Consider the following 12,633-nt stretch of genomic DNA (forward strand, 5'->3'; position numbering starts at 1 on the left):
CCGAGTGGTGAGGCAGTTACCGTTTCGTTATATTGGGTCGGGTGCCCCTGAACCCGACCCGCCGCGCACTCCGGCAGCGTGAGCGAGCGGCCCAGCGGGCACGCGAGCCGCGCTTCGGCCGTGGGGTGAGCGTCCTCGCGATGCTCTCGGTCCTCGGGATCGCGGTCGCGACCACGGTCCCGGCGATGGCGCTGCTGACCGAGGACCAGGTCCGTGCGCGCACCGCTTCGGCCGGCTTCTCCAGCGCTCCGGCGTCGGAGGGGGAGGTCCAGGCGCTCGACAGCATCGCTCCGGCCGAGCGGGAGGCCATCGTCCGCGACGCCGGCGCAGCGACCTCCGGTGATCAGCTCGCTGCTCTGCGCTCGACGCGGATCGCGGACACGTTCCGCAACAACCCCGCGGGCGCCATCCAGTGGCCGTTCCCGGTCGGTGTGCCGATCACCTCCGGGTTCGGGCCGCGCGCGGCGCCGACCGAGGGCACGTCCACGAACCACCTCGGCGTGGACTTCGCGCCGGGCGACGGCGTGCCCGTCCAGATCATCGCCGACGGCGTGGTGCGGGAGGTCGTGACCGGCGACCGCGGCGGCTGCGGCGTGAACGTCACCATCGACCACCGGATCGACGGACGGCCGGTCAGCAGCAGGTACTGCCACCTGCAGACGGGGTCGGTGCGGGTCGCCGAGGGTCAGCAGGTGCGGGTGGCCGACATCGTGGGCCGGGTGGGCAACACCGGTGTCTCGACCGGGCCGCACCTCCACCTGGAGATCCGGGTCGGCACGGAGCCGGTCGATCCTGTTGCGTGGTTGAAGGCCAACGCGAGCTGAGGCCCGTGGCCGACGGAGGAGATCCGGGCCGACACGCGGGCCGGGAACAGCTAACGGAGGAGAACCGGGCCTGAGTGGGGCGGGTCTCCTCCGTCAGCGGTGGGTGGGGTGGTCAGATGAGCCAGGCGGTGGTGTCCTCGGGGAGCATTCCGTCCGTGAGCGGGCCGCTCGCCAGGATGACGGTGCCCTCGGGCAGCGGCAGCGGGGCCTTGCCGAAGTTGACGGCGACGGTGACCTTCCCGGAGCGGAACAGCAGCGCGTTCTCGCCAGCGTTCGACCACTGAAGCTCGCCGAACGCGAGGTCGTGCTCGCGGCGGGCGGCCAGCGCCTCCTGGTACATCGTCAGCGTCGAGCCGGGCACACCCTCCTGCGACGAGCGGGTGTAGTCCGCCCAGGTCGCGGGCTGCGGCAGCCAGCTCTTCGGGCCGGGGCCGAAGCCGTACGACGGGTCGGCACCCTCCCACGGGATCGGCACGCGGCAGCCGTCACGGCCGTAGCGCTCGCCGTTCGTCCGGAACCAGGTGGGGTCCTCGCGGGCGTCGTCGGGGAGGTCGATGGCCTCCGGGAGGCCGAGCTCCTCGCCCTGGTAGAGGTACGCCGAGCCGGGGAGGGCGAGCATGAGGGCCGTCGCGGCGCGGGCGCGGCGCAGGGCGAACGCCGGGTCCGGGATGCCGGTCGACTTCGGGCCGATGCCGTGGCCCTGCGGGTTGTCGCCGGTCAGCGCGAGCCGGGTGGCGTGCCGGACCACGTCGTGGTTGGAGAGCACCCAGGTGCTCGGAGCACCGACGCTGCCGAAGACGGCGATCGAGCGGTCGATCACCGCACGGAGCGCGACCGCGTCCCACGGCGTCTCCAGGTAGCCGAAGTTGAAGGTCTGCTGCATCTCGTCGGGGCGGACCCAGTTCGCGAGCTTCTCGATCGGCTCCACCCAGGCCTCGCCGCAGAGCACTCGGTCGCCCTCGTACTCCTCCAGGACCCGGTGCCAGTCGCGGTAGATGTCGTGGACGCCGTCCTGCCCGAAGTACGGCGGCGTGACGGGCTCGCCCTCGGCGTGGGCGCTGATCTGCGGCTCCAGCACGATGCCACCCGTCGTGGTCGCGATGGCGCCGCCGCCCATGCTGCCGGCGTTCGCGGGCGGGGTGTAGTCGGGGAGGCCGGCCTCCTTGATCATGCCGTGGGCGACGTCCACACGGAAGCCGTCCACGCCGCGGTCCAGCCAGAACCGCAGCACGCCGCGGAACTGCTCCCGCACCCACGGGTTGTCCCAGTCGAAGTCGGGCTGCGACTTGTCGAACAGGTGGAGGTACCACTGGCCGGGGGTGCCGTCGGCCTCGGTGATGCGCGTCCAGGCCGGGCCCCCGAAGATGGACTCCCAGTTGTTGGGGGCCTCGTCGCCGTTCACCCCCTTGCCGTCGCGGAACAGGTAGCGGGCGCGCTCCGGGCTGCCGGGGGCGGAGGCGAGGGCCTCCTGGAACCAGACGTGGTCGCTGGAGGAGTGGTTGGGGACGATGTCGATGATGACGCGCAGCCCGAGGCTGTGCGCCTCCTCCAGCATCGTGTCGAAGTCGGCGAGGGTGCCGAAGCTGGGGTCGACATCGCGGTAGTCCGCCACGTCGTAGCCCGCGTCGTTCTGGGGCGAGGTGAAGAACGGCGACAGCCACACGGCGTCGACGCCCAGGTCGCGGAGCGCGGGGAGGCGGCGGGTGATGCCCGCGAGGTCGCCCATCCCGTCGCCGTCGGCGTCCGCGAAGGAGCGTGGGTACACCTGGTAGATGACAGCGGAGCGCCACCACTCGCGGCCGGGGGTACTGGGCGAGAGCGTGCGGGAGGATTCGGAAGTAATGGGGATCACCTGTCTTGGCTTCAGGACGGGGAGTCGCTGCGGGCACGCGTTGCGGGAACGATCGGGGGCGCCGTCGTTCCTCGCACGCCGCCGCTCGCGGCACCGGGATCGGCGCGCCGACGTCGGCGCTGGCAGCAATGCTAGCCCCCTCGACTGAGTGCGGGCTTCTGTGACGGGAACGGCCGAGTGAACGTCAGGGGCGCGCGGCTCAGCGCGACGGGCTGCGCCAGTGCGGCGGACGGCGGAGTGCGGCGGGGAGCCGGGTGCTCGCATCCCCCGCGCCGCGTCCACCTGGGGCTGCGTGAGGTAGATGGCGCGGTCGAGGATGGCGCCGTCGAGCCGTGCGTCGCGGAGGTCGGCGCCGATGAGCTCGGCGGCGGTGAGGTCGGCGTCGCGGAGGTCGGCGCCGATGAGGAGGGCGCCGCGCAGCTCGGCCCCGCGCAAGTCCGCTCCGCGCAGGTCCGCGCCGAGGAGGTCGGCGCCGGGGGAGAGGCGGGAGCGCTTGACGCGGAGCGGGGTGGAGGCGCGGCGGGGCTCGCGGGTCGCGGCGTCTCGCGCCGCTTCGCGGGTCAGCCGGGCGGCCTCCCGGAGCAGGGCCGCGGCGGGGGCGCGGAGCTCGTCGATGTCGAGTTCGAGGATGAGGGCGGGCGCGGCGTCTGCAGCTTCAGCGACCTCGTCCCAGGACGCGCGCAACGCGTCGCGGAGGGTCGCCGCGGCGGGCATCGCGAGGGCCTCGCGGAGGTACCAGAGCAGTTCGTGGAGCTGGCGGACGATCGGGAAGACGGCGAACATGTCGGCGCGGACGCCCGCGTCGTCGCGCCACGACCTGCCGCCGAAGGTGTGCCGGGTGACGAGCTGGCCGGCGCCGAAGCAGTCGAACACCGTGCAGCCCTTGAAGCCGCGCTCGCGAAGCTGCGGGTGGATGCGGCAGCCGAATCCGTCCTCCAGGTTCACGCACTCCTCGCCCGCGGGCTTGTCGAAGGCGAAGTCCGCGGAGCGTGCGAAGGCGAGCGCGACGCAGCACAGCCCCGAGCAGGAGGCGCAGTCGGCGGCGAGCTCGCGCTCGGGTGCAGGGGCGGTGGACATTCCTCCACAGTAAAGCCGCGCGTGTGACCTCTCCACATCTTCGACACATTCGGAATAGCCACGGAGACCGCGCGTTAGCGTGAAGGGACAGCCACGAAAGGATCACGGAATGACTTCACCGCGCCGCGCCATCGGAACCTCCGACCTCCAGGTCTTCCCTCTCTCACTGGGCGGAAACGTCTTCGGCTGGACGGCCGACCGCGACACGTCCTTCGCGGTGCTCGACGCCTACACGGCGGCGGGCGGCAACTTCGTGGACACCGCGGACGGGTACTCGGCCTGGGTCCCGGGCAACACCGGCGGCGACTCGGAGCGCATCCTCGGCGAGTGGTTCGCGGCGCGCGGCCGGCGCGACGACGTCGTGCTCGCGACCAAGGTCAGCCAGCACCCCGACTTCAAGGGCCTGGCGGCCGACAACATCCGCCGTGCCGCCGACGCCTCCCTGGAGCGCCTGCAGAGCGACTACATCGACCTCTATTACGCGCACTTCGACGACCAGTCGGTGCCGCTGGAGGAGACCGTCGCCGCGCTCTCCGGTCTCGTGGACGCGGGCAAGGTCCGCCACATCGGGATCTCCAACTACTCGCCGGAGCGCATCGACGAGTGGTTCGCGATCACCGAGCGCGAGGGCCTTCACCGTGCGGTCGCCCTCCAGCCGCACTACAACCTGGTCGAGCGCGCGTACGAGGAGAAGTACCGCCCGATCGTCGAGCGCGAGGGCCTCGGCGTGATGCCGTACTTCGCGCTCGCCGCGGGCTTCCTGACCGGCAAGTACCGCGACGGCGTGACCGTCGACAGCCCCCGGGCCGGCGGCGCCGCCAAGTACCTGGACGAGACCGGCCGCAGCGTGCTCGCCGCTCTGGACGAGGTCTCCGCCGCGCACGGCGTCTCCGTCGCGACCACCGCCCTCGCCTGGCTCGCGGCCCAGCCGACCATCACCGCGCCGATCGCGAGCGCCCGCACGCTGGAGCAGCTCCCCGACCTCCTGGCCTCGGTGGACCTGGTGCTGAGCGCCGACGAGCTGGACGCGCTCGACGGCGCCTCGGAGGCCGCGAAGGCCGCGTGAACCCGGTGTGATCCGGGGACGTTCCGGGCGTGATCCGGGGGTCCGGGTGGTACGAAGCACCCTTGCGGGGATGGTATCCTCGTACGGTTGCCGAAAACGGCCCGGACCCTTCCGGATGCCCGGCTTCGCCCCCTTAGCTCATTGGTAGAGCACTTCCTTGGTAAGGAAGAGGTAGTGGGTCCGATTCCCACAGGGGGCTCCGTCTCCCGGTCGCGACACCGGGAGGCTACGGCGGGGTAGCTCAGGTGGTTAGAGCACACGGCTCATAATCGTGGTGTCGCGGGTTCGAGTCCCGCCCTCGCTACATAGCGTGAAAACACTGGGAACGGCGGCTGTTCAACACCGCCGTTTTCTCATGTCATGTCTCAGGACATCGGTGACAGTTCGCAGTGTGTGTGGGGGCACTTCCGCGTGGGGCAGTGACCACGTTCTGCCTGGAGAACCGGATCGCGCGTAAGACGTTCTCTGCGATCCGAGAGCGCTGCTGGAGGGCCAGGCGGCGGCGCTTGAGCCGCGGACCCGGCGGCCGGTCGCGGGTCCGAACAGGCTCTCCGAGGAGGTGAAGGCTCAGGCGGTCGCCGTTACCGACAGCGGCGCTAACGGAGGAGATGGATGGTCCGAGGCGCCGGGATGTTGGTCAGCGGAGGAGATGCGGGAACGTGGGGGCAGGACTTCCTCCGCCGGCAACAGGGGTGGTGAGGAGCAGCAACCGCGCCCGCTGGCGATAGAGTCCGAGTGGCTGAACACTCTGCGAGAGGAGTCCTGTGCCGGCGCGGAAGCCCTCCATCAACGACGTGGCGCGGATCGCCGGCGTCTCGTACCAGACCGTCTCGCGGGTGATCAACGACGCCCCCGACGTGAACGCCGCCACCCGCGCCCGGATCCAGGAGATCATCGTCGAGGTGGGATACCGGCGGAACCGTTCGGCCACCTCCCTGGTCACCAACCGGTCGACCTCGATCGGGATCGTGACCGACGGGTCGCCGCGGTTCGGGCCGGTCGGGACTCTGCTGTCGCTGGAGCGGGAGGCGCGGGAGCGCGGCTACGTCGTCACCGTGGTCGCCGCGAACGAGCCGTACGAGTTCTCCATCCAGCGCGCATTCGACACGCTCGACGAGATCGGCGTCGACGGCATCATCGTCATCGCGCCGCGGCTGTCGATGGCGGAGGCGACGAGGGCGGCGTCGGTGCGCGTGCCGGTGGAGATGATCGCCGCGGGTGCGTCGGGGACTCCGAACGTGTTCACGTACTCCGAGGATCAGGAGCTGGGAGCGCGCATGGCGACGCAGCACCTCATCGACCTCGGTCACACGGACATCGCGCACATCGCGGGCTCGATGGACTGGTTCGACGGACGCGTGCGCAAGAGCGGGTGGGAGGCGGCGTTGGCCGGCGCCGGGCTGAGGCCCGGGCTCTGCCTGGAGGGCGATTGGAGCCCTCGGTGGGCGTACGAGGTCGGCCTCCGTCTCATCGAGGAGGGCCGCATCCCGTCGGCCGTCTTCGCCGTGAGCGACCACACCGCGCTGGGGCTGATCCGGGCGTTCGTCGAGAACGGGGTGCGGGTCCCGCAGGACGTCAGCATCGTCGGCTTCGACGACTTGGAGGGGTCGGACTACTTCCTCCCGCCGCTGACCACCGTGCGGCAGGACTTCCCCGCGCTGGCCCGGGGGACGATGGAGGTCCTGCTCGGGGCCGTGGAGGGCCGAGAAGTCGATCGCACGCCCAGCGTGCCGACCCTCGTCGTCCGCAACAGCGCGATCCGCGCCGCCTGACCGGCGGAAGACGTCGGTCCCTCCGGCTTGACAAATAGTTCCGTGAACGTTCACGATAGAGGCGCCGACGGAGTTCGACGGACCGACGCCGGCGATGTCAACGAGATCGATCCGCCCCGACGTCAGTGACGACTGTCCAGGGAGCCGATCGCGATCTCGGGGCGAAGCTCGCCATCCCCGCACGCTCGGCCGCGGTCACAACGGCAGGCGTCGACGCCGGGGACACGCACCTCATCCATCGCAATCCAGAAAGGACTGGAGAAGCATGCTTCGAAAGACAGCACTCATCGCAGCCGCGGCAGCACTCGTGTTCGCGGTCGTCGGTTGCAGTTCCACGACGAGTACCGGCGCCGGACCGAACTCCGCGGCCTCCCAGAAGGCCGAGAAGGCCCTCGAGAAGGTGGCCGGGCAGGTGTTCAGCAAGGGACCGAACGGTGAGGACCCGTCCCCGGCGTCCGCTGCCGACCTGTCCGCCGACGAGATCGCCAAGGTGAAGGCGCTCGGCGCGACGGCGGCGATTGTCATGCACTACGGCGGCAACGACTGGGCGACCGCCCAGATCGCCGGACTCAAGAGCGAGTTCGGCAAGCTCGGCATCAAGGTCGTCGCGACCACGGACGCCGACTTCAAGCCGGACAAGCAGGTCTCGGACCTCGAGACCGTGCTGGCGCAGAAGCCGAGCATCATCGTCTCGATCCCGACCGATCCTGTGGCGACCGCGTCCGCGTACAAGGCCGCCGCCGCGTCGGGCGCGAAGCTCGTGTTCATGGACAACGTCCCGCAGGGGCTGAAGGCCGGCGCGGACTACGTCTCGGTCGTCTCCGCCGACAACTACGGCAACGGCGTCGTCTCGGCCCACGAGATGGCGAAGGCGCTCGGAGGCAAGGGCACCATCGGCACGATCTTCCACCAGGCTGACTTCTTCGTGACCAAGCAGCGCTACCAGGGCTTCAAGGACACGATCACCAAGGAGTACCCGGACATCAAGATCGTGGAGGAGAAGGGGATCGCCGGTCCGGACTTCGCGGGAGACGCCCAGGCCGCGGCCAACGCGATGCTCAGCAAGCACCCGGACCTCTCCGGCATCTGGGCCGTGTGGGACGTCCCGGCTGAAGGCGTGATGGCAGCGGCCCGCGCATCCGGCCGCGCGGACCTCACGATCGCGACGGAGGACCTCGGCAAGAACGTCGCCATCGCCCTCGCGAAGAACCAGCTCGTCGTCGGGCTCGGCGCCCAGGTGCCTTTCGACCAGGGAGTCACGGAGGCACGGCTGGGAGCCGGAGCCCTGCTCGGCAAGAGCGCCCCGCCGTACATCGCCCTGAGCGCGCTGCCGGTCGACCACTCGAACGTGCTCGACGCATGGAAGAAGGTCTACCACCAGGACCCGCCGAAGGACCTGACGGACTCGTACAAGAAATAGACGAGCCGGCCGGGAGCGCGACCTGCGCTCCCGGCCGTTCGAAAGGCGGACCCATGACCACACACAACAACGCGGTCGAGATGCGCGCCGTGACGAAAGCGTTCAGCGGCGTCGTCGTGCTGGACGCCGTCGACTTCGACGTGCGCCCCGGCGAGGTGCACGCACTCGCGGGCGGGAACGGCGCAGGCAAGTCGACCCTGATGAAGATCCTGCAGGGCGTCTACCAGGCCGACTCCGGCGACATCCTCATCGACGGCGCCGCTGCCCGCATCGACTCGATCCACTCCGCGAAGGCCGCCGGCATCGGAATGGTCTTCCAGGAGTTCAGCCTCGTCCCGAGCCTCACCGTCGCACGCAACATCTCGCTCGGCGCCGAGCCGCTGACCCGGCTGGGACTGATCGACGAGCGCGCCCTCATCGATCAGGCGCACGAGGTCTTCGCCAGGATGGGCGTCCAGGTCGACCCCCGCGCGGAGGTGAGCAGGCTCGGCACCGCCTATTGGCAGCTGACGGAGATCGCCAAGGCGCTGTCGCAGAACGCCCGCGTCCTCATCATGGACGAGCCGACGGCGAGCCTCGCCCGCCACGAGGCCGAGGCGCTGTTCGACCTGATCGGTCGGCTGAAGGCCAGAGGCATCTCCGTCATCTACATCTCGCATCGGATGGACGAGGTCTACCGCATCGCGGACCGCATCACGGTGCTCCGGGACGGACAACGGCTGTTCACCGCACCCCTGAGCGCTGTCACCCCGGAGGACATCGTCGAAGGCATCGTCGGCCGCAGGATCGAGGGCGGCCTCAGCTACCAGGAGCGGGAGCCCGTCGAGCAGGACGGCCCGCCGCTGCTCGAGGTGCGGGGTCTCACGGCCGGCGACCGCGTCAGGGAGGTGTCCTTCACCGTCGGTCGGGGTGAGATCGTCGGCCTCGCCGGCCTGATGGGCAGCGGACGGACGGAGCTCGCCCGTGCGTTGTTCGGCATCGACCGGGCGGACGCGGGCGAGGTCCTCGTGAGGGGGCGGCAGGTCGCCCTCTCCTCGCCGAGGCGCGCGATCGCCGCCGGCCTGGCCCTCGTCCCGGAGGACAGGCGCGAGCAGGGTCTCGTCCTCGACCACTCCGTGCGGGAGAACCTCCTGCTGCCACTGCTGGACGAGGTGCGCCGCGGTCCCCTCATCAGCACGGCCGAGAGCCGAAGCCTTTCCGCTTCGCTCATCGCGCGGCTGCGTATCAAGGTCGCCCACCCCAACCGGCCGGTCCGGCTGCTCTCCGGCGGGAACCAGCAGAAGGTCGTGATCGCCAAGTGGCTCGGCACCGACCCGGACGTGCTCATCCTCGACGAACCCACCGCCGGTGTCGACATCGGCACGAAGAGCGAGATCCTCGACCGCGTGCGCGACCTGGCCGCGTCCGGCAAGGCCGTGATCATCATCTCGTCCGAATACCCCGAACTCCTCGCCGTGAGCGACCGCATCCTGATCATCCGGGAGGGCTCGGTCGTCCGTGAGCTCCCGCGCAGGGACGTCCCCGACGAGGAGACCCTCGAACTCGCAGTACAAGGAGTCCAGAAATGAACGAACCGGCAACGATCGACGCGACCGCCACCCGGCGCACGGGCGTCGCGGAGGCCATCAAGACCTGGGACTGGCGCCGCTATGTCATCTACATCGGATTCGTGGTGGTGTTCGTGTTCTTCGCGATCCTGCTCCACGACCAGGGGTTCCTCTCGCCGAACAACCTGCTCAACATCTTCCGGCAGACATCGACCATCACAATCATCGCCGTCGGCATGACCTACGTCATCGCCGCAGCGCAGATCGACCTGAGCGTCGGCTCCACCGCCGGCCTCGCCAGCGTGGTCACGGCGATGGGGATCTCCGCGTGGGGCCCGTTGCCGGGCATCCTCTGCGGGCTCGCCGTCGGCGTCGTCGTCGGCTCCATCAACGGCGCGCTCGTGAGCATGCTCGGCATCCCCTCGTTCCTGGTCACCCTCGGGATGCTCGGCATCGCGGTGGGAACTGCGCAATGGATCACCGCCTCGGCGCCCATCCCGATCCTCGACGACACGTACAACACGATCTTCGGGTCGGGGGACATCGGCCCCATCCCTGGGCTGATCCTCTGGTCAGGAGTCTTCGTCGCCATCGGTGCGGTGGTGCTCGCCCGGACCAAGTTCGGCCGTCAGGTGCTCGCGACCGGCGGCAACCGCACTGCGGCCGACTTCACCGGCATCAACACGAAGCGCATCACCTTCCAGGTGCTCCTGCTCTCCGGGCTGGTGGCGAGCGTGGCGGGGATGCTCTACGCCGGGCGCCTCCAGTCGGGTCGGTTCCAGTGGGGGACCGGCGACGAACTGTCGGCCATCGCCGCCGTGATCCTCGGCGGAACCAGCCTGTTCGGCGGCAGCGGCACCGTGATCGGCACCCTCTTCGGTTCGCTGCTGATCGGCCTCATCAACAACGGGCTCATCCTCGCCGGCCTCGACAGCAGCCAGCAGCAGGTCGTCCGCGGCGGAATCATCATCCTCGCGGTCGCCCTGGCCCGCAAGAAGTAACGAACCCACGGAAAGGCACGCAATGCGAATCGGATACTGCTCGATCACCTGGGGCGGCGTCGTCGGTCACCCGGCCGGCGTGACCAGCGTCAAGGACCTCTTCTACCTCACGCACGGCGACATGCGCCGCGCGATCGAGGACATCGGAGCGGCAGGATACGAAGGCGTCGAGATGTTCGACGGCAATCTCGTCGACTACGCCGACCGGCCGGAGGTGCTCACCGGGCACCTCCGCGACGCCGGGCTGGAGCTGGTCAGCGTCTACAGCGGCGCCAACTTCATCTACCCCGACATCCTTCCGGACGAGCTCGACCGGATCCAGCGGTCGGCGGAGCTGGCAGCGCGCTTCGGGGCCCAGCGTCTGGTCATCGGCGGAGGAGCGCGCCGCGCGGCCGGGACGACCGACGACGACTATCGACGGCTGGCCGACTCTCTCGACCGGGTCGCGGACATCGCCGAGAGCCAGGGGCTCACCGCCAGCTACCACCCCCACCTGTCGACGATCGTCGAGAGCCCGGAGGAGCTCGATCGGCTGCTGCCGAACACGCGGATCGGCTTCTGCCCGGACGTCGCGCACCTCGCGGCCGGTGGAGGTGACCCCGCCGCGATCATCCGCAGCTACGGCGACCGCATCGATCACGTGCATCTGAAGGACCTCACGCGTGCGTCGGTGACGTTCCAGCCGCTCGGTCGCGGGGAGCTCGATCTCGCCGGCATCGTCGCGGCCCTGCGCGAGACCGGCTATGACGGATGGCTCATGGTCGAGCTGGACGACTTCGACGGCGACCCGAAGGATGCCGCCGAGCTGAGTCGGGACGCTCTCCGCCGGCTGCTCGCGGCCTGACCCGCAACAGAGCACCTCAGACCCCCTCGAAAGGAAACCAACACAATGCAGCACCTCAACGTGGGACTCATCGGCGGCGGCTTCATGGGCAAGGCCCACTCGCTCGCGTACGCTGCCATGCCGATGTTCTTCTGGCCCGCGCCGGCCCTTCCCGTCCGCCACACCATCGCCGAAGCGACCGACGAACTGGCCGCCGAGGCGGCCCGCCGGTTCGGCTTCGAGCGCTCGACCTCCGACTGGCGGAGCGTCGTGAACGATCCGGACATCCACGTCGTCGACATCGCCACGCCGAACCACCTCCATGCCGAGATCGCGATCGCGGCGGCGGAGGCCGGCAAGCACATCATCAGCGAGAAGCCCCTCGCTCGAACGTCCGCCGAAGCCAAGGCGATGTACGACGCCGTGACGGCGGCCGGCGTGGTCAACATGGTGGCTTTCAACTACCGCCGCACGCCCGCCATCTCGCTGGCCAGGAAGTTCATCGAGGAGGGCGCGATCGGCCGCATCCTGAGCTTCCGGGGCACCTACCTGCAGGACTGGAGCGCGAACCCCGACTCGCCGCTGTCGTGGCGGTTCCAGAAGTCGATCGCGGGCTCGGGCGCCCTCGGCGACATCGCCACGCACGTCATCGACATCGCCCGGTACCTGGTGGGGGAGTTCGGTTCGGTCAACGCCATGATGGAGACCTGGATCCCCGAGCGTCCCCTCCAGACCGGCGGCGCGGACAGCCTCGGCAACGCGCGCGGCGGCGGGGGCCCGCGCGGCGCGGTCGACGTCGACGACCAGGTGATGACGATGATCCGATTCGACAGCGGTGCGATCGGCTCCATCGAGGCCACGCGCAACGGCTACGGCCGCAACAACTACATCACCTTCGAGATCCACGGGACCGAGGGCAGCATCGTCTTCAACTACGAGCGCCGCGACGAACTGCAGGTCTGCTTCGCCTCGGACGGCGACGACCGCCGCGGGTTCCGTACGATCTACACCGGACCCGCCCACCCCAACGGCGACGCTCTGTGGCCGATCCCCGCCCTGGGCATCGGCTACGGCGAGACGAAGATCATCGAGGCCCACGACTTCTTCAGCGCCATCGCCGACGGCACCGAGGTCAGCCCGAACTTCGCCGATGGCTACACGACGGCCCTCATCGACGACGCGATCGTGCAGTCGGCGGAGACCGGACTGTGGGTCGAGGTGCCGAGGATCGGCTGACACCAGAGCCGGGCG

The 12,633-nt window shown here is 69.9% G+C and carries 9 protein-coding genes, 2 tRNA genes and 1 pseudogene; 10 read left to right on the plus strand and 2 right to left on the minus strand.

Annotated features, from left to right (window positions below):
* Window positions 1-41: 41 nt before the first annotated feature.
* Entirely contained in the window at window positions 42-824 is a 783-nt protein-coding gene (locus ACQ86L_RS16545) for a M23 family metallopeptidase (protein WP_434316390.1), read from the plus strand.
* A gap of 112 nt (window positions 825-936) precedes the next feature.
* Here ACQ86L_RS16545 and ACQ86L_RS16550 read toward each other — a convergent pair whose 3' ends face one another.
* Both ACQ86L_RS16550 and ACQ86L_RS16555 read right to left on the minus strand, forming a co-directional pair.
* Window positions 937-2,673 (minus strand): glycoside hydrolase family 13 protein, encoded by a 1,737-nt coding sequence (locus ACQ86L_RS16550; RefSeq protein WP_434318911.1) that lies wholly within the window; start codon window positions 2,671-2,673, stop codon window positions 937-939.
* 327 nt (window positions 2,674-3,000) lie between these two features.
* Window positions 3,001-3,753, minus strand: a pseudogene (locus ACQ86L_RS16555) (pentapeptide repeat-containing protein); the annotation flags it as partial.
* Between the two features lie 109 nt (window positions 3,754-3,862).
* Between ACQ86L_RS16555 and ACQ86L_RS16560 the strand changes: the two are divergent.
* The 9 genes from ACQ86L_RS16560 to ACQ86L_RS16600 all read left to right on the plus strand — a co-directional run bounded on the left by ACQ86L_RS16560 (window position 3,863) and on the right by ACQ86L_RS16600 (window position 12,618).
* A complete protein-coding gene (locus ACQ86L_RS16560) occupies window positions 3,863-4,819 on the plus strand; it encodes an aldo/keto reductase (protein ID WP_434316391.1) in 957 nt (318 codons plus the stop codon).
* A 127-nt stretch (window positions 4,820-4,946) separates the two neighbouring features.
* Window positions 4,947-5,018: transfer RNA gene (locus ACQ86L_RS16565), tRNA-Thr, on the plus strand.
* Between the two features lie 31 nt (window positions 5,019-5,049).
* Window positions 5,050-5,123, plus strand: a tRNA-Met gene (locus tag ACQ86L_RS16570).
* Between the two features lie 460 nt (window positions 5,124-5,583).
* Complete coding sequence (locus tag ACQ86L_RS16575; RefSeq protein WP_434316392.1) at window positions 5,584-6,591, plus strand: LacI family DNA-binding transcriptional regulator; 1,008 nt, start codon at window positions 5,584-5,586, stop codon at window positions 6,589-6,591.
* Window positions 6,592-6,856: 265 nt separating this feature from the next.
* Window positions 6,857-8,011: a substrate-binding domain-containing protein gene (locus tag ACQ86L_RS16580; protein ID WP_434316393.1), complete on the plus strand. Its 1,155-nt coding sequence runs from the start codon at window positions 6,857-6,859 to the stop codon at window positions 8,009-8,011.
* Window positions 8,012-8,064: 53 nt separating this feature from the next.
* Window positions 8,065-9,579 carry a sugar ABC transporter ATP-binding protein gene (locus tag ACQ86L_RS16585; protein WP_434316394.1) on the plus strand — a complete coding sequence of 505 codons (1,515 nt, stop codon included), beginning with the start codon at window positions 8,065-8,067 and terminating at the stop codon, window positions 9,577-9,579.
* Window positions 9,576-10,559, plus strand: a complete 984-nt coding sequence (locus ACQ86L_RS16590; protein WP_434316395.1) for an ABC transporter permease — start codon at window positions 9,576-9,578, stop codon at window positions 10,557-10,559. Before ACQ86L_RS16585 ends, ACQ86L_RS16590 begins: the two co-directional genes overlap by 4 nt.
* Before the next feature lie 22 nt (window positions 10,560-10,581).
* Complete coding sequence (locus ACQ86L_RS16595; RefSeq protein ID WP_434316396.1) at window positions 10,582-11,403, plus strand: sugar phosphate isomerase/epimerase family protein; 822 nt, start codon at window positions 10,582-10,584, stop codon at window positions 11,401-11,403.
* Window positions 11,404-11,448: 45 nt separating this feature from the next.
* A complete protein-coding gene (locus tag ACQ86L_RS16600) occupies window positions 11,449-12,618 on the plus strand; it encodes a Gfo/Idh/MocA family protein (RefSeq protein ID WP_434316397.1) in 1,170 nt (389 codons plus the stop codon).
* Window positions 12,619-12,633: the final 15 nt, after the last annotated feature.

This window comes from Leifsonia sp. P73, from assembly GCF_051059105.1.
Lineage (GTDB): Bacteria > Actinomycetota > Actinomycetes > Actinomycetales > Microbacteriaceae > Leifsonia.